This window comes from Luteimonas mephitis DSM 12574, from assembly GCF_000422305.1.
Taxonomy (GTDB): domain Bacteria; phylum Pseudomonadota; class Gammaproteobacteria; order Xanthomonadales; family Xanthomonadaceae; genus Luteimonas; species Luteimonas mephitis.
In genome coordinates this window covers 97,027-114,681 of sequence record NZ_KE383816.1, presented here as the reverse complement: position 1 = coordinate 114,681, position 17,655 = coordinate 97,027, and the positions used below count along the sequence as shown (strand labels likewise).

Sequence of the window (17,655 nt, the reverse complement as noted above, 5' to 3'; positions counted from 1 at the left end):
AACCCGGAGCGCCGCGCCAGATGCTGCTACTGAACCAGATCGACCCGATCGCCCTGCAGGTCGGCCCGCTGGCCGTGCACTGGTACGGGATCATGTACCTGCTCGGGTTCGCGGCGGCCTGGTTCCTCGGCCAGCGCCGCGTGCGCGCGGGCCGGCTGCCGGGCGTGGACGCCAACGCGTTCGGCGACCTGATGTTCTACGGCATGCTCGGCGTGGTGCTGGGCGGGCGCATCGGCTACATCCTGTTCTACGACCTGTCCACCTACCTCGCCCATCCGCTGCAGGTGTTCAAGATCTGGGAAGGCGGGATGAGCTTCCACGGCGGGCTGCTCGGGGTGATGGTCGCCGCGTGGCTGTGGGCGCGGAAGCAGAAGCTGCATTTCTTCGACGTCGCCGATTTCGTCGCGCCGCTGGTGCCGCCCGGGCTCGGACTTGGCCGGCTGGGCAACTACATCAACGGCGAGCTGTGGGGCAAGTTCACCGAAGGCGGGTGGGGCGTGGTGTTTCCGCAGGCGCCGGAGATCGTGAAGCTCGGACTCGATCCCGCCGCGCTGCGCGCGCAGTTCGATGCCGGCGCGCTGGACGTGTTCGCGCGCCACCCCTCGCAGATCTACCAGGCCGGGCTCGAAGGCGTGGCGATGTTCTGCATCCTGTGGTGGTACTCGCGCAAGCCGCGGCCGCGCTACGCGGTGGCGGGCATGTTCGCGCTGCTGTACGGCGTGTTCCGGTTCGCGGTTGAATTCGTGCGCCTGCCCGACACGCAGATCGGCTACCTCGCCTTCGGCTGGCTCACGATGGGCCAGGTGCTGAGCCTGCCGCTGGTTGCGATCGGACTGGTCTGGCTGTGGATGTCGCGGCGCGCGCCGACGCTGCAACCGCAGCCGGCTGCGCAGGCAGGCGCCGCATGAGGCAATACCTCGACCTGCTGCGCCACGTGCTCGAACACGGCGCGGAGAAGTCGGACCGCACCGGCACCGGCACGCGCAGCGTGTTCGGCTGGCAGATGCGCTTCGACCTCGACGAAGGCTTCCCGCTGGTCACCACCAAGAAGTTGCACCTGCGCTCGATCGTGCACGAACTGCTGTGGTTCCTGCAGGGCGACACCAACGTCGCCTACCTGAAGGACAACAAGGTTTCGATCTGGGACGAGTGGGCCGACGCGGACGGCGAGCTCGGGCCGGTCTACGGGAAACAGTGGCGGCGCTGGGCGACCGCAGATGGCGGCGAGGTCGACCAGATCCAGTGGCTGGTCGACGAGATCCGGCGCAACCCGGATTCGCGCCGCCTGGTGATCAGCGCATGGAACGTCGCCGACCTGCCGAAGATGGCGCTGATGCCCTGCCACGCGCTGTTCCAGTTCTACGTGGTCGACGGCAGGCTCAGCTGCCAGCTCTACCAGCGCAGCGGCGACATCTTCCTCGGCGTGCCGTTCAACATCGCCAGCTACGCGCTGCTCACGCACATGGTGGCGCAGGTGACCGGCCTGGGCGTCGGCGACTTCGTGCATACGCTCGGCGACGCGCACCTGTACTCGAACCACTACGAACAGGCGCGCGAGCAGCTGTCGCGCACGCCGCGTGCGCTGCCGACGCTGAAGCTGAACCCCGCGGTGCGCGACATCTTCGGCTTCGGCTTCGATGACATCGCCATCGAGGGCTACGACCCGATGCCGGCGATCAAGGCGCCGGTGGCGGTGTGACCACGCGAGTGATCGGTGGGTCGTGATGGATGATTTGCCGGCACGACGGGCGCCGATGCCGCGGAGCAATGCAGGGGTGGGCGTTGCCCTGGTCGCCGCGCTCGACCGCAACCGCGCCATCGGCCGCGGCAACGCGATGCCGTGGCACCTGCCGGACGATTTCCGCCACTTCAAGGCGCTGACCCTGGGCAAGCCGATCCTGATGGGGCGCAAGACGGCCGAGTCGCTCGGCCGTGCGCTGCCGGGGCGGCGCAACCTGATGCTCACCCGCAGCGGGCGTGTGCCTTTTGGCGGCATGGAAGCGGTGGCGTCGATCGACGCCGCGCTGCGCATCGCCGCGGACGATGGCGCGACGGAGCTTTGCGTGATCGGCGGCGCGCAGGTCTATGCGCTGGCGCTGCCGTTGGCGACCGTGCTGCACCTGACCCATGTCGAGGCGGCAGTCGACGGTGCGGACGCGTTCTTCCCGGAGTTCGACCCGGAGGCCTGGCGCATTGTGGCGCGCGAGCGGCATGAAGCCGACGCGAAACACGCGTTCGCTTTCGAATTCGTCGATTACCGGCGGTAGGTCGCTACGCCCCGACAGATCTTGCCGGGTGATGCGGCCAGGCACACCCTGCGCGAGGCGTAATTCGTCGCGGTCGAGTTGCTGCGCGGTGAACCAGGAGCGGACGGGCGTAGCCCCGACCTACGTGATGCGGCCGGGCACCTGCACCACGCGCAGCTCGTCGCTGTCGAGCTGCAGCGCGGTGAGCTTGCCGCCCCAGACCGCGCCGGTGTCGATCGCGTGCACGCCGTGGCCGATGAACAGGCCCAGCGCGCTCCAGTGGCCGCAGACGATCTTCAGGTCGCGCGGCGCGTGGCCCGGCACTTCGTACCAGGGATACAGGCCGGGCTGCTGCGTACCGGGCGTGTTCTTCTCCTCGAACGCGATCCGCCCGCGCGGCGTGCAGTAGCGCATGCGGGTGAAGATGTTGATGATCGCGCGCTCGCGGTCCAGGCCCTTGAGCCCCGGCGACCATCCCGGGCGGTCGCCGTACATCTGCTTGAACAGCTTGCGGTAGCTGCCGTTGCGCAGCCGGTCCTCGACCTCGCGCGCGTATTTCTCGGCCAGCTGCGTCGTCCACTTCGGTGCAAGGCCGGCGTGGATCATCATCCAGCCAAGTTCGCGGTCGACATGCGCCAGCGGCTGCATGCGCAGCCAGTCGAGCAGCGCGTCGCGATCCGGCGCGAACAGCACCCGACGCAGGTCGGGATTGACCTTGCGCTGGTCCTGCTCGTTGCGCTCGGCGATGGCCAGCAGCGACAGGTCGTGGTTGCCCAGCACGCTGACGGCGTTGTCGCGCAGCGAGTGCACCAGCCGCAGCGTTTCCAGCGACTCGCCGCCGCGGTTGACCAGGTCGCCGCAGAACCACAGCGTGTCGCGCGACGGGTCGAAGGCGATCTTCTCGAGCAGGCGCTGGGTCGGTTCGAGGCAACCCTGCAGGTCGCCGATGGCCCACACGCTCATGCCGTCGCCACCTTCGCGCGCATCAGTGCAGGGTCCGCGGCATCGACAGCGTGAATGCCGGGATCGGCGCGTCGAAGTGGGTGCCGTCGTCGCCGATCATGCCGTAGCTGCCCTGCATGGTGCCGACCGCGGTTTCCAGCACCGCGCCGGAGGTGTAGGTGAACTGCTCGCCCGGTTCGATCCGCGGCTGTTCGCCGACCACGCCATCGCCGCGCACTTCCTCGACCTTGCCGTTGGCGTCGGTGATGACCCAGTGCCGCGCGAGCAGCTGCGCGGGCAGGCGGCCGAGGTTGCGGATGCGGATGGTGTAGGCAAACACGTAGCGATCGTCGTCGGGCGCCGATTCCTCGTCGAGGAAGCGGGTGGCGATCTGGATTTCGAGGGTGTAGTCCGCGGTTTCGTCCATGGCGACAGTGTAAGGGCTTGCGGTGAACGCTTGGACTACGCGGCGGCGATCCGGTTCGCCAGGCGCACGAAATCGGCGACTTCGAGCTGCTCGGCGCGCGCCTGCGGGTCGACGCCGGCATCGCGCATCGCGTCTTCGTCGCAGACCAGGCGCAGCGCGTTGCGCAGCGTCTTGCGGCGCTGCCCGAACGCGGCGCGGACGATTTCGGCAAAGCGTCTGCGGTCGTCGATGCCGATCCCGGCCGGATCGCGCGGCACCAGCCGCATCACCGCCGAGTCGACCTTCGGCGGCGGCCGGAACGCGCCGGGCCCGACGGTGAACAGCGAAGTGACCTCACAGAACGCCTGCAGCATCACGCTCAGCCGGCCGTAGATCTTGCTGCCGGGGCCGGCGGCGGCGCGTTCGACGACTTCCTTCTGGAGCATGAAGTGCATGTCGCGCACGGCGGCCGCGTGGTCGAGCGCGTGGAACAGGATCGGCGACGACAGGTTGTACGGCAGGTTGCCGACCAGGCGGATCGGCGTGCCGGCGGCCAATGCGGTGAAGTCGACGTCCAGCACGTCGGCGTGGACCAGGGTCAACTCGCCGTGCGCGCGCGCGGCGGCGGCGAGCGGCTGCAGCAGGTCGCGGTCGAATTCGATGGCGGTCAGCGCGCCGTGGCGGTCGAGCAGCGGGAAGGTCATCGCGCCCTGGCCGGGGCCGATCTCGACCAGCCGGTCGCCGGGTTTCGGATCGACGGCGTGGATGATCCGGTCGACCACGCCGCGTTCGTGCAGGAAGTGCTGGCCGAGCGACTTCTTCGGCGGCGCGCGGAACTGGTCGCCTGCGTGCGGGCTCATGCGGGGATCTTCACAGCAGCTTCGTCCCCAGCGGGACGTCGCGATCAGGCACGCACAGCGCCACGTGGCCGTCGGCGTCGTGGAAACCGGTGACCAGGCATTCGGACATCAGCGGGCCGATCTGCTTGGCCGGGAAGTTGACCACGCCCACCACCAGCCGCCCCACGAGTTCTTCCGGCCGGTAGTGCACGGTGACCTGGGCGCTGGACTTGCGCACCCCGACCTCCGGACCGAAGTCGACCTGCAGGATGTACGCCGGCTTGCGCGCCTGCGGGAACGGTTCGGCCGACAGCACACGGCCGACGCGCAGTTCCACCTTCGTGAAATCGTCCCAGCCGATCTGCTGCATGGCGCCGTCGCCACTCATGTCGTGCTCCCTTGCGTGCGTGCAATCGCGCGCGGCCGCGCCAGTCGCGCGCAGGTCTCGATGGCGGCCAGCAGGCTCGACGGATCGGCGGCGCCCTTGCCGGCCAGGTCGAGCGCGGTGCCGTGGTCGACCGCCACGCGCGGGTAGGGCAGGCCGAGGGTGAGGTTCACCGCGCGCTCGAAGCCGCTGTACTTGAGTACCGGCAGGCCCTGGTCGTGGTACATCGCCAGCACCGCGTCGAAACCGGCGAGCTTCGCCGGCAGGAAGGCCGTGTCGGCCGGCAGCGGGCCGTGCAGCACCATGCCTTCGCCGCGCAGGCGTTCGAGCAGCGGTTCGATCACGTCGAGTTCCTCGCGGCCCAGGTGCCCGGCTTCGCCCGCGTGCGGGTTGAGGCCGAGCACGGCGACGACGGGCGCGGCGATGCCGAAATCGTCGCGCAGCGCGGCGTGGAGGATGCGCAGGGTGCGTTCGAGCGCGGCGGGCGTGATCGCGTCGGCGACCTCGCGCAGCGGCAGGTGGGTGGTGGCCAGCGCCACGCGCACGATGTCGTTGGCCAGCATCATCACCACGTCGCAGCCGGCCTGTGCGGCGAGCAGCCCGGTGGTGCCGGTGTAGGGGATGCCGCCGGCGTTGATGTTGGCCTTGTGCACGGGGCCGGTGACGAGGCCATCGAACCGGCCCGCGAGGCAGCCCGCGGCCGCCTGCTCCAGCGCGGCGATCACCGCGGCGGCGTTGGCCGGTTCGGGCGTGCCGAAGCGCGCGGCAACGGCGTTGGGGAGGTCGACCAGGCGGATCGTGCCCGGCGCGTCGTCGTCCGCATCGGCGGCGGCGAAGGCAACCGGCAGGCCGAGGGTGCCTGCAGCGCGTGCGAGGGTGTCACGGTCGCCGAACACGACGATGTCGGCGGCGTGCGGCTGCTGCATCGCGCGGATGCACAACTCCGGCCCGACGCCGGCCGGTTCACCCGGGACCAGCGCGAGCCGCGGACGCATTCGATCAGCCGCCGCTGCCGTCCGCGGCAGCCGGGGTGCCGGTGCGGATGTCGACGTAGGCCTCGCCGCGCATTTCGCGCAGGTAGCGGTTCCACTCGTCCTCCAGCTTGCGCTGGCCGATGCGCTCGCGCATCTGCGCGCGGCGGTTGTCGTCGGTGACGTTGGCCTGGCGCGAGGCTTCGCGCAGGACGATGTGCCAGCCGGCCTGGGTCTTGAACGGCGCGGACACCTGGCCATCCTGGAGTCCCGCCACCGCGGCGCCGAATTCCGGCCCGAACTGGTCCTGGGTGAACCAGCCCAGTTCGCCGCCCTTGTCCTTGCTGAAGGTGTCGTCGGAATCTTCCTTCGCCACCTCGGCGAAGTCGGCGCCGCCGGCGACGCGCGCGCGCAGGGTGTCGATCCGGGCGCGGGCCTTGGCGTCGTCCGCGCCGTCGCTGCGGACCAGGATGTGGCGCGCCTGGTACTGGGTGACGCTCTGCGCAGCGCCCTGGTCGGCGGCGCGGGTGTCGACCAGCTGCAGCAGCTGGAAGCCGCTGGGGCCGCGGATCGGGCCGATCACCTGGCCTTTCTGCAGGCCGCGGATGGTGTTGGCGAACGCGGCCGGGATCTCGTCGAGGCTGCGCCAGCCCAGGTCGCCGCCTTCCAGCGCGTTGGGGCTGTCGGAGTAGCGCACGGCCGCGGCCGGGAAGGTCATCTCGCCCTTGTCGAGCAACGCCTTGATGCCGTCGACCTTCTGCTGGCCGGTCGCGATCTGCTCGGGGGTGGCACCGTCGGGGAGGGCGACCAGGATGTGCGCGAGGTGGTACTGCTCGCCGTCCTGGGACGCCAGCGCGGCCTCGACTTCGGCCTCGCTGACGCTGATCCGGGTCTGCGCGAAACGCTGCCGCAGGCGCTGGCTCAGCAGTTCGTCGCGCAGCGAGCGGCGGAAGTCGTCATAGGACATGCCGTCGCGGGCGAGCTGCTGGCGCATCTGGTCCGGGCTGAGCTTGTTCTGCGCGGCGATGTTGGAAATCGCGCTGTCGATCTCCTCGTCGCTGACCCGCACGCCGGTCTCGTTGGCCCGCGCCGACTGCAGGTGCACCAAAATCAGGCGCTCGAGCACCTGGCGCTGCAGGATGTCGCGCGGCGGCAGCTGGTCTTCGCGGCCTGCGTACTGGGCCAGCACGTTGTTGAGCGCGAGGTCGAGTTCGCTTTGCAGGATCACGTCCTCGTCGACGACCGCGGCGATGCGGTCGAGCGGCTGGACCTGCTGCGCATGCGCCGCCGTGCCGGACAGCAGGGCGACGGCAAGGAAAGAGGCAATGAGTGTCTTCATGGGGAGTCGTCGGGGGAGTCGTCGTCGCCACTGCGGACTTCGGGCGGCGGTACGAGGTAGAGGTCCTCGCGGTAGTAGCCGAGGATAGCACGGCGCAAACGGCTCTCCGTGTCCGGGCCGGCCGAGCCCAGGCCCTTGAGTTCGATCTCCAGCTGGATCGCGTCGTTCATGTCGCCGCTGCGGTTGCGCACGTAGCGGCGGGCGACCAGGCGGGCTGCCAGGCAGCAGCTGTCCCACTGCACGCCGGCGATGCCTTCGAGCAGCTGCTTGTCCAGCAGCGAGTAGTAGTAGCGGCCGACCAGGCTCCACGACGGCGAGACCGGGTACAGGAACGACAAATCGGCCTGCTCGAGCAGGTCCCGGCCGTTGCCGGCGTTGCGGCGATAGCGGTAGCTCAGGTTGACGATGCCGTCGTCGCCGATCAAATAGCGCGTGCGCACGCTGGCGAGGTCCTCGCGCCCGTACTTGGGGTCCCACTGGTAAGACGCGCCGATGTTCCAGCGGTCGTTGATCGCGTAGCTGGCGTCGGCGACCCACGCCGAACGGCCGCTTTCGAGCACCGGGCTGGTGGAGCGCAGCCCGACCCGGGAGTCCTCGAAATACTTGATCTGGCCGATGCTGGCCGACAGCTTCTCGCGCCCGTCGGACTCGCGGATCAGGCGGCTGGTCACCGCCATGGTCAGCTGGTTGGCGTCGGTCTGGCGGTCGGCGCCGGAGAAGCGGTTGTCGCGGAACAGCTGGCCCCAACTGAAGGTCATCGGGCCGGTGTCGAAAATCGGCAGGTTGTCCTGGTTGCGGTACGGCGCGTTGAGGTAGAACAGCCGCGGTTCGAGCGTGTTGACGTAGTCTTCGTCGCGGAAGCTGACATGGCGGTCGAAGTACAGGCCGGCATCGATCGAGCTGATCGGCAGGCTGCGGCTGGGCGAGGTCTCCGGGGTGCCGGTGCCGGCAAGGTTGTCGGCCAGGTCCTGGTCGAGCCGGTAGCCGGTGTAGCGCCATGCCAGGGTCGGGGTGATGAACCAGCTCGACCCGCCGAGCGGCATGCTGACGTAGGGTTTGAGGTCGACGCGGCTGCCGCCGGGACGGGCATCGCCGTCGATGTGCTGGAACCGCGCCGCCTCGGCGTTGACGCCGGCGGTGAACCAGCGGCCGAAGGACTGTTCCCAGTTGAAGTACGCGCGCGGCAGGCGGTAGTACGGCAGGCTGGTTTCCGACAGCGTGTAGTCGGCCAGCTGGTAATAGTCGGCCATCACGCCGGCGTCCCAGTGGCGGCCGCGACCGTAGACGCCGATGTCGCTGTTGACCCGGTAACTGGACAGCGAGCTGAGGTTGTTGCTGAAGTCCTCGAGGTAGCGCGGGTCGCTGATCCAGTTGAGGTTGGCGCGCGCCTGCCACGACCGGTCGAGGTTCTGCCTGCCGACGAATCCGAAGCGCCCGCGGTCGTCCTTGCGCCGGTTCTCCAGCGGGTACCTGTTGGCCGGGTCCAGGAATTCGGCCAGTTCCTGGTCGCGCTCGCGGCTGGTGAGGTCGTCCGACGGCAGGTAGCCGATGTCGAACTCGCCGCGGCCGCTGGGCGTGAGGTAGCGGAATTCGGTGTTCAGCATCAGGCCGCGCTTGGTCATGAGCCTGGGCTGCAGGGTCATGTCGTAGTTCGGCGCGAGGTTGAGGTAGATCGGCTGGCGCCAGTCGAAGCCGTTACGGCCGGACTGGCTGATGTTGGGATAGAGCAGGCCGGTCACGCGGCGGTCGTCGATCGGGAACCGGAACCAGGGCACGTACAGGATCGGCACCTTGCCGACGCGGATGCTTGCGTTGTGCGCGGTGCCGAAGCCGGAGTCGGTGTTGATGTCGATGCGGCTGGCGTGCAGTTCCCAGTGGCGGTCGTTGGGCGGGCAGGTCGAGTAGGTCGACCCCATCAGCGCGCCCTGGGTGCCCTTCATCCGGATGCTGTCGGCACCGCCGTTGCCGCGCCGCTCGATCAGCTGGTAGCGGACGTTGTCGATCTGGTGGGTGTCCTCGTCCTGGTCGCCGTGCGCGGACTGGGCGACCATGCGCATGCCCGAGTCCTGGTAGCGCACGTTGCCTTCGGCGGCGTACTGCGAACTTTCCTGGTCGAAACGCAGGTTGTCGGCGTGCAGGAACTGGTCGCCGCGCTGCAGGGTGACGTTGCCCTTGCAGACCACGGTCCCGCCCATCACGCCTTCGGTGCTGTCGCAGGCCAGGTCCGTGTCCTGCAGCGCGCGATCGTCCGGCGAGCCGGTCGGGGGCGGCGCATCGGCGAACACCGGGACCGCGTCTTCCACCGGGCACAGCGACCAGTTTTCCGGACGGTCATCGTCGGCATGGGCAGCCAGCGAGAAGGCGATGCACAGCGGCAATGGCAGCAGGCGGAAAACTGGGCGCACGCGGGCATCCGATCGGCGAAAAGCGGCGATTAGCTTGCCGCATCCCCCGTCAAGCGGCAATGCACGCGCGGTTTCCCCTTCAGCTTCGTCGCGGCCGGGGAAAATCCCGGCGGGGGCATGCGCCGCCCCGCAATGCCAGCTGAACGCAACCGCGTGCCGTGGCTTCAGACATCACGCAGCGCGCGCACGTGGGCAACGCTGCATTCGCGCAGCGCCTGCAGGTCGTAACCGCCCTCGAGCGTCGAGACCAGCCGCCCGCAGGCATGCCGGCGGGCGCGCTTGCGCAGCTCCCCGGTGATCCAGGCGAAATCGTCGGCGTCGAGCTGCAGTTGTGCCAACGGGTCGCGCCAGTGCGCGTCGAAGCCCGCCGACACCAGGACCAGCTGCGGCGCGAAGGCGTCGAGCGCCGGCAGCAGGTGTTCCCCCCACGCGGCGCGGAAGCCACGGCTGCCGGTGCCCGGCGGCAGCGGCGCGTTGAGGATGTTGCCGACGCCGCGCTCGTGCGCATGGCCGGTGTCGGGGTACAGCGGCAGCTGGTGCGAACTCAGGTATTGCACGCGCGGCTCGGCTTCGAAGATCGCCTGGGTGCCGTTGCCGTGGTGGACGTCGAAGTCGGCGATCGCCACCCGCGCCAGCCCGTGCCGATCCAGCGCGTGGGCCGCGGCAACGGCAACGTTGTTGAACAGGCAGAAACCCATGGCGGTTTGCGACGTGGCGTGGTGCCCCGGGGGCCGGACCGCGCAGAACGAGGTCGTCGCCTCGCCGGCCATCACCGCGTCCACGGCCGCGACGCCTGCGCCGGCCGCGCGCACCGCGGCTTCGGCCGACTGCGGCGACAGGACCGTGTCCGCGTCCAGTTCAAGCTGGTTCGCCGGCCGCGACTCGAGCACCGTTTCGAGCAGCGATGCCTCGTGCACGCGCAGCAGCTGGCCGCGGGTCGCGCGTGGCGCTTCGCGCCAGTCGAGGTCGTCGAACTCGCTGCGCAGCGCGCTGATCACCGCGCCCAGGCGCTGCGGCTTCTCGGCGTGGCCGGCACCGGTGTCGTGGCCGAGGCAGGCGGAGTGGGTGAAGACCGGCAGGCTCATGGGAATGGCGGGCGCCGGCGGCCGGTCACGACTGCGGCTTGCGGCGCTCGTGCTGCCAGATGACCTCGCCGTGGCCGCTGCCGCGGGCCAGCACGCGCGCGAGCACGAACAGCAGGTCGGACAGCCGGTTGAGGTAGCGGATCGGCTGCGGCCGCACCGGTTCGGCGCGTGCGAGTGCCACGGTCGCGCGCTCGGCGCGCCGCACCACGGTGCGGGCGATGTGGCAGCGCGCAGCGGCATCGCCGCCGCCGGGCAGGATGAATTCCTTCAGCGGCGGCAGCGCCTCGTTGTAGTGGTCAAGGTGCTGTTCGAGGCGATCGATGTCGGCGTCGTTGATCGCGGCGTGGCCGGGGATGCAAAGCTCGCCGCCGAGGTCGAACAGCTGGTGCTGGATCGTGGTCAGCAGGTCGCGGATGTCATCGGGCACATCCGCGGCCAGCAGCAGGCCGATGGTCGAATTGGCTTCGTCCACCGTGCCATAGGCCGTCACCCGCGCCGAATCCTTGCCCACGCGGCTGCCGTCGCCCAGCCCGGTGCTGCCGTCGTCGCCGGTGCGGGTGTAGATCTTCGACAGGCGGTTGCCCACGGCGAGTGACCGGTCAGCGCAGCGTCTTGCGGTCGTGCGCGAGCGGGCCGGCGTTCCTGGCCACCTGCTCGCCCACCGCCTGGGCGATCGCGGCCACGGCCACGAACATCGCCGCGCCCTGCAGGTAGGGCCCGAACCAGTCGCCGTAGTTCTTGGCCCAGCCGGCGAACGTCGGCTCGGCGACGGCGTTGCTCAGCCAGTAGAAGCCGCCCTGCGCGAACAGGTGGCACAGCGCCACGGTCGCGACGAGGCTGGCGGCCAGCCGGCCCAGCGCCGGGACGCTGGCGCCGGCGTAGTTGCGGCGCAGCCACAGGCCGCCCATCCACATCGCCAGGTGCGCAGGCACCAGCAGCCAGTAGCCCGGCGAGACGCAGTAATGGCTCCAGAAACCCTGGCCCTGGCCGGTGATCACCGCCCAGTCGATCCCCACCGCCAGCACCATCAGCAGCGGGAATGCCCAGCGCGACCAGCCGCGCAGGTAGAAGCCGCCGATGAAGAACACCGCCCAAGATGCGTCGGGTACCGGGGTGAAGTGGGAGAAGACGTGCGACCGCGTCGCCGCCATCAGCAACACCAGCAGGGACAGGACGATGGCGCGTTGCAGGTTGGTGTTCATGGGGTGGGCGGCTCCGGGCGCGGCGTGCGAATGGCGACCATTCTAGCGAACTGGCCGCGGCAGGGCCTTATCATGCCGGCATGACCCAGGCTCCCGGCAACAAGAGGCACGACGTGGTGGTCGTCGGTGGCGGCCTGGTCGGCGCCAGCCTGGCGATCGCGCTGGACCGGATCGGGCTGGACGTCGGCCTGGTCGAGGCCGCGCCCGCCGGCGCGCTGCCGGCGGTGTTCGACGAGCGCAACCTGAGTTTCGCCGACGCCACCGTCAACGCGCTCGAGGCGCTGGGGGTGATGGCGAAGCTGCGTGCGCCCACCGGCGCCATCGTCCGCATCCACATCAGCCGCCGCGGCGATTTCGGTCGTGCATGCCTGGCGGCGGCGGACTATGGGCGCGAGGCGTTCGGCCAGGTCGTGGTCGCGCGGGACTTCGGCGAGGCGCTGGAGGCGCGGCTCGGGGAACTGCAGCGGCTGACGCGCTACCGGCCGGCGCGCTTCATCGGCCTCGGCGAGGGCGACGAAGCCACCCGCGTGATCCGGATCGCCGGCGACGAGGGCGAGCGCGAACTGTACGCGCGGCTGCTGGTCGCCGCCGACGGCACCGGCAGCGGCGTGCGCCATGCGCTGGGCATCGAAGCCGACCGCCACGACTACCTGCAGACCCTGTTCGTCGCCCGCCTGCGCGCCGCGCGCGCGCCCGACGGCACCGCCTACGAGCGGCTGGGCGACCACGGCCCGACCGCGCTGCTGCCGCGCGGCGACCGCCACTTCGGCCTGGTGCACGGCGTCGCCCGTGATGAAGCCGCGGCGGTGCAGGCGCTGGACGACGCGGCGTTCCTCGAACGGATCCAGCGTGCATTCGGCTGGCGCGTCGGCCGCTTCGAATCGATCGGCGCGCGCAGCGTCTATCCGGCGATCCGCACGGTCGCGCGCAGCACGATCGCGCCGCGCGCGGTGCTGGTCGGCAATGCCGCGCAGACCCTGCACCCGATCGGCGCGCAGGGCTTCAACCTGGGCCTGCGCGACGCGCTGACGCTGGCCGAACTGATCGAGGCCCGCGGTGGCGGCCAGTCCGTCGATCCGGGCGACGCGGGCCTGCTCGCCGAGCATGCGCAGCGGCGCGGGGAGGATCGCGCCCGCACGCTGGCGATGAGCGATGGCCTGGCGCGGCTGACCGCGAACGACGCGCCGCTGCTGCGCCCGCTGCGCAGCCTCGGGCTGTTCGCGCTGGATCGGGTGCCCTCGGCGCAGGCCCTGCTGGTGGGCGGCGCGATGGGCTATCGCGGGCAGGTGCCGGCGCTGTGCAGGAAGGCCTCGTGAGTCGCGGCGCGCGCAACGACGCGGTGGTGGTGGGCGGCGGCGTGGTCGGTGCCGCGTGCGCGCTGGCGCTGGCCGGGCTCGGCCTCGAAACCACGCTCGTGGAAGCGGCGCAACCGCCGCGCTGGTCGCGCGAGCAGCCGGACCTGCGCGTGTTCGCCTTCGCCCCCGACAACGCCGCGCTGCTCGACACATTCGGCGCCTGGCGCGAGGTGCTCGATGCGCGCGCGCAGCCCTACCGGCGCATGCGCGTGTGGGACGCGGCGGGCGGCGGCGAACTCGCGTTCGATGCCGATGCGGTCGGCCGCGGGGAACTGGGCTGGATCGTCGAGAACGGGCTGCTGATCGACCGCCTGTGGGCCGCGCTGCCGCGTGCCGGAGTCGACGTGCGGGTGCCGGCGCGGGTGGAGGCGCTGGAGCAGGACGACGACGGCGTGCGCCTGCGCCTGGATGACGGCAGCCGCGTCGATGCGCGCGTGGCGGTCGCCGCCGACGGTGCCGAATCGACGCTGCGCCGGCTCGCCGGCGGTGAAGTCAGCCGCCACGATTACGGCCAGCGCGGCGTGGTGGGTTACATCGAGACGCAGCAGCCGCACGCGGACACCGCCTGGCAGCGTTTCCTGCCGACCGGTCCGCTGGCGGTGCTGCCGTTCGCACATGGCCGCAGCTCGATCGTGTGGACGCTGCCCGACGCGCGCGCAGCGCAGGTGCTGGCGCTCGACGACGAGGCGTTTTCGCGCGAGCTCACGCGCGCCTTCGATGCGCGGTTGGGCGGGATGCGCGTGGTGTCGAAGCGGGCGGCGTTCCCGCTGCGCCGGCAGCTGGCGCAATCGCAGCTGGTCGGGCGAGTGCTGGTAGTCGGCGACGCCGCGCACGTGGTGCATCCGCTGGCCGGGCAGGGCGTCAATCTTGGCCTGCGCGACGTGGCCGCGCTGCGCGACGTGATCGCCGCCGCGCAGGGGCGCCGCGCCGACTGGGCATCGCCGCACCGCCTCGCGCGCTGGGCGCGCACGCGCGCCAGCGACAACGCGCTGGCCGCGCACGCCTATGACGGCATCAACCGGCTGTTCTCCAGCGACGGCATGCACCGCACCCTGCTGCGCGGGCCGCTGCTCGGGCTGGCGGGCCGGCTGCCGCCGCTGACCGACGCACTGTGGCGGCGCGCGGCCGGGCTTTAGATTGCCGGTTCGATCGCGGCGTGCTTCGCAACCACCGGCGGTTGCGGAGAAGCCCGCGGCTGAAGTCCACGGATCCCGTGCAAGAAAAAGCCCCGCTTTCGCGGGGCTTTTCGTTGGCTGTGCCGGCAAGGCGCGGCTACATCCAGCCTTCCAGTTCCTGCTTGTCGAGCTTGCCGTCGTGGTTGTTGTCGACCGCGTCGAACTCGGCGCTCAGCGTGGCATTGGAGTTCGCCTCGCTGCGACTGATGCTGCCGTTGCCGTTGCTGTCCATCGCCGCAAAGTCGATCTTGTAGTCGCCGACAATCGAATTCGAAGGGCTTGAAGTGATGGTGACCTGCGGCTCCACCGGGCCGGTGGCGGCCGCCTGCACCGGTGCCGGCTGCGCCGGTGGGGCGTTGACTGCGTCGGTCGCGGCCTGCGCGGCGAGCGAGGCGCCGGTTGCGGCGGCGGTGGCCTGGCTGCTGGCGGCCTGCGCGGCGTTCGCGGCCTGGCGCGCCTGGTAGACGGCATTGTCGGGCTGGCGGGTGCCGCCGGCCGCGGCCGAGTACGCGGCGCCGGCCTGGTTCGCGGCCTGGGTGGCGTCGCGCGCCGCCTGCTCGGCCTGCACCGAAGACTGGTCGGCGACGTAGGCCTGGTACTCGGCATGCGCGGCACCGTCGCTGGTCTGGGCGCCGGCGCGCTTGCTCGCCGCGGCCTGCTGTGCAGCGTCGCGGGCGGCCTGCGCCTGGTTGCGGGCCACGTCGGCCTCGGCAGCCGCGGCCTGCGCCGCATCCCTTGTCGAGGCCTTCGCCGCACCTGAACTCACGGCGGTCTGCGCCTGGGCAGTGCCCGCGGCGAACGCGCCGAGCAGTGCCAGGGCCAGCAGCGAGGGGGTAAGTGAGTGCTTCATGTCGATCTCCGGGCTGGTATGTGTGGCCACGCCGGGATATGCGCAGTGGCGTGGAGGAAAGCGGGCGCTGCGTTCGATCGTGGAACCCGGCGCGGGACGGGACACGGCGGCCGGGTCTTGGCGATGCTGGGCGGGAACCCGGCCGGTCCGTCGGGACATTCCCGGCGAGCCGTCGTGCGGCGAACACTATGCCCGGGGCAATGAATCCGGCGTCAACTGCGCGAAACGGCGCCTGAACGTTCGAACCGCAGCGTGCGGCCGGTCGTCGGCGATCCAGTCGGGATCGCGCCGGCCGCCACGGTCAGGGCTTGGCCGCGGCGAAGACCGTGATCTCCTCGCGGTCGTGGTAGAGCTGGCGCGCGCGCACCACCAGCGGGCGCTGCGCCTGCGCGGCGAGCAGGTCCAGGCACAGCCGGGTTTCGTCCCAGCGCTTCTTCATCGGCAGCTTGAGGTTGAAGATTGCCTGCCTGCACCAGCCTTCGCGCAGCCAGGTGGCCATGCGTTCGGCGACGCGGCGCGGCTGCTCGACCATGTCGCAGACCATCCAGTCCAGCGGCCGCGGCGGCTGCCAGTGGAAACCGTCGGCGCGCAGGTGTTCGACCAGCCCGGTGTCGAGCACGTGCTGGCGCAGCGGACCGTTGTCGATCGCGCTCACGTGCAGGCCGTGGCGGACGAGGACCCAGGTCCAGCCACCGGGCGCGGCGCCCAGGTCGGCGGCACGCATGCCTTCGCGCAGGAACCTGGTGCGCTCGCCGTCGTCGAGCAGGGTCAGCAGCGCTTCTTCGAGCTTCAGCGCCGAGCGCGACGGCGCATCGGGGAGCAGGCGCAGGCGCGGGATGCCCAGAGGCCATGGCGCGCTGTCGGCGACATCGCCGCTGGCGACGAAGGCGTGGTCGCCGGCGGCGAAGCACACGTGCAGCCGCGGCAGCGCGACGTCGTCGCTGGCGGCGAGCAGCCCGGCCTTGCGCAGCGCCGGACGCAGCGCGTTGCCGAACGCGCGTGCCAGCCCGGACAGCGGCTTGCCGGCATCGCTGTCGGGGTGCTCGACCAGCAGCGTGCCGTACCGCAGCGGCCGGCTGGACAGCGCGTCGACGATGGGCGTGATGCGGTCGCGCGGGTCCAGCCCGTGCAGTTCCGCGAGCAGCTGCAGTTTCTGCCGTGCGAACACGAGGCTGCGCCACGGCAACGCGCGCGACAGCGCCTGGGCCTGGTCGCAGGCGAACACCACGAAGCCGCTGCCGCGTTCGGTGCGTGCGTAGCCGGCGAAGCCGGCCTCGGCGGCGCGCGCGGTGAGTTCCGCGGCGAGCTCGGGCTCGAAGCCGGCGCGGCAGTAGCAAAGAAGGCCGGTCATTGGATGCAGCTTACGTAGGAGCGGCGGAAGCCGCGAGGTTTTTGATCCTGGGGTGTTTCGAGAAGCTCGCGGCTTCCGCCGCTCCTACAAACAAAAGCCGTGGCGCTCAATACCGCCGGCCGCCGCGCTCGCCGTAGGCGCGCAGCACCGCGCGGGCGTCGTCGCGGTTGAGGTCGCGCGCGACTTCGATGCCGCGCTTCTCCAGTTCGCCGATCCAGTCCGCCGGCAGCGGGCCTTCGTCGAACTCGGTCAGCTCCATCACGTCCTGCGCGCGCGCGCCGATCAGCAGGCGGTCGATGCCCGCCCAGATCGTGGCGCCGTAGCACTGGCAGCACGGCTGTGCCGAGGTGGCCAGGGTGTAGCGGCCGTCGGGCTGGCCGGCGTCGTCGCGGTTGAGTCGTGCCCGCTGCAGCCGCTGCTGGGCGAGCATGTAGGCCATGGTTTCCGCGTGCCCCAGCGAGGTGTTCTGCGGCAGCACCACGTTGACGCCGACCGCGACGATGCGGTCGTCGGCGTTGAACACCGCGGCGCCGAACGGGCCGCCGGTGCCGGCCTCGAGGTTGCGGCGCGACAGTTCGATCGCCAGCGCGACCTTGTCGTCGTCGGAACCGTAGCTGCGCGCGCGATCGACCGCGTCGTGGACCCATGCGGGCAGGGTGAGGTGGACCTGTGCGTACAACATCAGTGCTTTGCCTCCGGGCGCGACAGTGACTGCGACGGCATGAAGGCCTCGGTCGGTTCGCAGCGCCCGGCGTTGCACGAGCAACTGCTGATCTCGCGGAAACCGCAGACGTCCATGCGGCCTTCCTTCGCGCATTGCGACTGCACGGCGGCGGGATCCGTGGGGCTGTCCTTGTTGACGCAGGCCGGCATCTCGCCGCAGCAGTTGCCGACGTTCTTGACCGCGCAGTCGGTGTCGGCCTTGCAGCTGTAGTCGATCAGCGGCGCCTCGCGCACCCGATTGGCCGGCAGCGGCCGCGACATCGGCGGCGGCGCCTTGGCCGCGGGATCCTGCGGCGCGGCGTCCGCGCTGGTCGCCGGCGCGGTGCAGGCGACCAGCATGGCGCACGCGCACAGGATGACGGCATGGAGGAATCTTGGCAT

At 70.8% G+C, this 17,655-nt stretch carries 18 protein-coding genes and 1 pseudogene; 5 read left to right on the top strand and 14 right to left on the bottom strand.

What is annotated here, in order from left to right; genetic code table 11:
• The first annotated feature begins 20 nt into the window (after positions 1-20).
• The 3 genes from lgt (at position 21) to H570_RS0110595 (ending at position 2,267) form a co-directional block, all read left to right on the top strand.
• On the top strand, positions 21-908 hold the full coding sequence (gene lgt / locus H570_RS0110605; protein WP_027080711.1) for a prolipoprotein diacylglyceryl transferase: 888 nt from the start codon (positions 21-23) through the stop codon (positions 906-908).
• Entirely contained in the window at positions 905-1,699 is a 795-nt protein-coding gene (locus H570_RS0110600; protein WP_027080710.1) for a thymidylate synthase, read from the top strand. Before lgt ends, H570_RS0110600 begins: the two co-directional genes overlap by 4 nt.
• A gap of 76 nt (positions 1,700-1,775) precedes the next feature.
• The gene (locus H570_RS0110595; protein ID WP_027080709.1) at positions 1,776-2,267 is read left to right on the top strand and encodes a dihydrofolate reductase; all 492 of its coding nucleotides are present in this window, start codon (positions 1,776-1,778) and stop codon (positions 2,265-2,267) included.
• Positions 2,268-2,396: 129 nt separating this feature from the next.
• Here the strand turns inward: H570_RS0110595 and H570_RS17235 are convergent.
• From H570_RS17235 to H570_RS17225, 10 genes and pseudogenes are all read right to left on the bottom strand, one after another.
• Positions 2,397-3,209 (bottom strand): annotated as a pseudogene (locus H570_RS17235) (symmetrical bis(5'-nucleosyl)-tetraphosphatase); the annotation flags it as partial.
• A gap of 22 nt (positions 3,210-3,231) precedes the next feature.
• Positions 3,232-3,615, bottom strand: a complete 384-nt coding sequence (gene apaG / locus H570_RS0110585) for a Co2+/Mg2+ efflux protein ApaG (RefSeq protein ID WP_027080708.1) — start codon at positions 3,613-3,615, stop codon at positions 3,232-3,234.
• Between the two features lie 35 nt (positions 3,616-3,650).
• On the bottom strand, positions 3,651-4,454 hold the full coding sequence (gene rsmA, locus H570_RS0110580) for a 16S rRNA (adenine(1518)-N(6)/adenine(1519)-N(6))-dimethyltransferase RsmA (protein WP_027080707.1): 804 nt from the start codon (positions 4,452-4,454) through the stop codon (positions 3,651-3,653).
• 10 nt (positions 4,455-4,464) lie between these two features.
• Entirely contained in the window at positions 4,465-4,821 is a 357-nt protein-coding gene (locus H570_RS0110575; RefSeq protein ID WP_425411562.1) for a tRNA-binding protein, read from the bottom strand.
• Positions 4,818-5,813 carry a 4-hydroxythreonine-4-phosphate dehydrogenase PdxA gene (gene pdxA, locus H570_RS0110570; RefSeq protein ID WP_027080705.1) on the bottom strand — a complete coding sequence of 332 codons (996 nt, stop codon included), beginning with the start codon at positions 5,811-5,813 and terminating at the stop codon, positions 4,818-4,820. The genes H570_RS0110575 and pdxA overlap by 4 nt, the downstream gene beginning before the upstream one ends.
• A 4-nt stretch (positions 5,814-5,817) precedes the next feature.
• The gene (locus H570_RS0110565; RefSeq protein ID WP_027080704.1) at positions 5,818-7,128 is read right to left on the bottom strand and encodes a peptidylprolyl isomerase; all 1,311 of its coding nucleotides are present in this window, start codon (positions 7,126-7,128) and stop codon (positions 5,818-5,820) included.
• Positions 7,125-9,533, bottom strand: a complete 2,409-nt coding sequence (gene lptD / locus H570_RS17230) for an LPS assembly protein LptD (protein WP_156899949.1) — start codon at positions 9,531-9,533, stop codon at positions 7,125-7,127. Before lptD ends, H570_RS0110565 begins: the two co-directional genes overlap by 4 nt.
• 164 nt (positions 9,534-9,697) lie before the next feature.
• Positions 9,698-10,612: a histone deacetylase family protein gene (locus tag H570_RS0110555; RefSeq protein ID WP_027080703.1), complete on the bottom strand. Its 915-nt coding sequence runs from the start codon at positions 10,610-10,612 to the stop codon at positions 9,698-9,700.
• 31 nt (positions 10,613-10,643) lie between these two features.
• Entirely contained in the window at positions 10,644-11,204 is a 561-nt protein-coding gene (locus tag H570_RS0110550; RefSeq protein WP_027080702.1) for a cob(I)yrinic acid a,c-diamide adenosyltransferase, read from the bottom strand.
• Between the two features lie 13 nt (positions 11,205-11,217).
• Entirely contained in the window at positions 11,218-11,820 is a 603-nt protein-coding gene (locus H570_RS17225) for a hypothetical protein (protein ID WP_036135965.1), read from the bottom strand.
• Positions 11,821-11,900: 80 nt separating this feature from the next.
• On the opposite strand from H570_RS17225, the gene ubiH reads away from it, so the two are divergent.
• Both ubiH and H570_RS0110535 read left to right on the top strand, forming a co-directional pair.
• Positions 11,901-13,136: a 2-octaprenyl-6-methoxyphenyl hydroxylase gene (gene ubiH / locus H570_RS0110540; protein ID WP_027080701.1), complete on the top strand. Its 1,236-nt coding sequence runs from the start codon at positions 11,901-11,903 to the stop codon at positions 13,134-13,136.
• The gene (locus tag H570_RS0110535; RefSeq protein ID WP_027080700.1) at positions 13,133-14,311 is read left to right on the top strand and encodes a UbiH/UbiF family hydroxylase; all 1,179 of its coding nucleotides are present in this window, start codon (positions 13,133-13,135) and stop codon (positions 14,309-14,311) included. The genes ubiH and H570_RS0110535 overlap by 4 nt, the downstream gene beginning before the upstream one ends.
• Before the next feature lie 136 nt (positions 14,312-14,447).
• On the opposite strand, the gene H570_RS18245 is transcribed toward H570_RS0110535, so the two are convergent.
• The 4 genes from H570_RS18245 to H570_RS0110515 form a co-directional block, all read right to left on the bottom strand.
• Positions 14,448-15,200, bottom strand: a complete 753-nt coding sequence (locus H570_RS18245) for an EF-hand domain-containing protein (RefSeq protein WP_051176311.1) — start codon at positions 15,198-15,200, stop codon at positions 14,448-14,450.
• A gap of 301 nt (positions 15,201-15,501) precedes the next feature.
• Positions 15,502-16,551 carry a 23S rRNA (cytidine(2498)-2'-O)-methyltransferase RlmM gene (gene rlmM, locus H570_RS0110525; RefSeq protein ID WP_027080699.1) on the bottom strand — a complete coding sequence of 350 codons (1,050 nt, stop codon included), beginning with the start codon at positions 16,549-16,551 and terminating at the stop codon, positions 15,502-15,504.
• A 106-nt stretch (positions 16,552-16,657) separates the two neighbouring features.
• On the bottom strand, positions 16,658-17,233 hold the full coding sequence (locus H570_RS0110520; protein WP_027080698.1) for a nucleoside deaminase: 576 nt from the start codon (positions 17,231-17,233) through the stop codon (positions 16,658-16,660).
• A complete protein-coding gene (locus tag H570_RS0110515) occupies positions 17,233-17,655 on the bottom strand; it encodes a hypothetical protein (RefSeq protein WP_027080697.1) in 423 nt (140 codons plus the stop codon). The genes H570_RS0110520 and H570_RS0110515 overlap by 1 nt, the downstream gene beginning before the upstream one ends.

Excerpts from the sequence above, each read along its gene's own strand:
- ubiH (WP_027080701.1), top strand. The coding sequence starts at position 11,901 with ATGACCCAGGCTCCCGGCAACAAGAGGCACGACGTGGTGGTCGTCGGT.
- H570_RS0110575 (WP_425411562.1), bottom strand. The coding sequence starts at position 4,821 with ATGAGTGGCGACGGCGCCATGCAGCAGATCGGCTGGGACGATTTCACG.
- rsmA (WP_027080707.1), bottom strand. The coding sequence starts at position 4,454 with ATGAGCCCGCACGCAGGCGACCAGTTCCGCGCGCCGCCGAAGAAGTCG.
- pdxA (WP_027080705.1), bottom strand. The coding sequence starts at position 5,813 with ATGCGTCCGCGGCTCGCGCTGGTCCCGGGTGAACCGGCCGGCGTCGGG.
- H570_RS0110515 (WP_027080697.1), bottom strand. The coding sequence starts at position 17,655 with ATGCCAAGATTCCTCCATGCCGTCATCCTGTGCGCGTGCGCCATGCTG.
- lgt (WP_027080711.1), top strand. The coding sequence starts at position 21 with ATGCTGCTACTGAACCAGATCGACCCGATCGCCCTGCAGGTCGGCCCG.
- H570_RS0110565 (WP_027080704.1), bottom strand. The coding sequence starts at position 7,128 with ATGAAGACACTCATTGCCTCTTTCCTTGCCGTCGCCCTGCTGTCCGGC.
- apaG (WP_027080708.1), bottom strand. The coding sequence starts at position 3,615 with ATGGACGAAACCGCGGACTACACCCTCGAAATCCAGATCGCCACCCGC.
- rlmM (WP_027080699.1), bottom strand. The coding sequence starts at position 16,551 with ATGACCGGCCTTCTTTGCTACTGCCGCGCCGGCTTCGAGCCCGAGCTC.
- H570_RS18245 (WP_051176311.1), bottom strand. The coding sequence starts at position 15,200 with ATGAAGCACTCACTTACCCCCTCGCTGCTGGCCCTGGCACTGCTCGGC.
- H570_RS0110520 (WP_027080698.1), bottom strand. The coding sequence starts at position 17,233 with ATGTTGTACGCACAGGTCCACCTCACCCTGCCCGCATGGGTCCACGAC.
- H570_RS0110600 (WP_027080710.1), top strand. The coding sequence starts at position 905 with ATGAGGCAATACCTCGACCTGCTGCGCCACGTGCTCGAACACGGCGCG.
- H570_RS17225 (WP_036135965.1), bottom strand. The coding sequence starts at position 11,820 with ATGAACACCAACCTGCAACGCGCCATCGTCCTGTCCCTGCTGGTGTTG.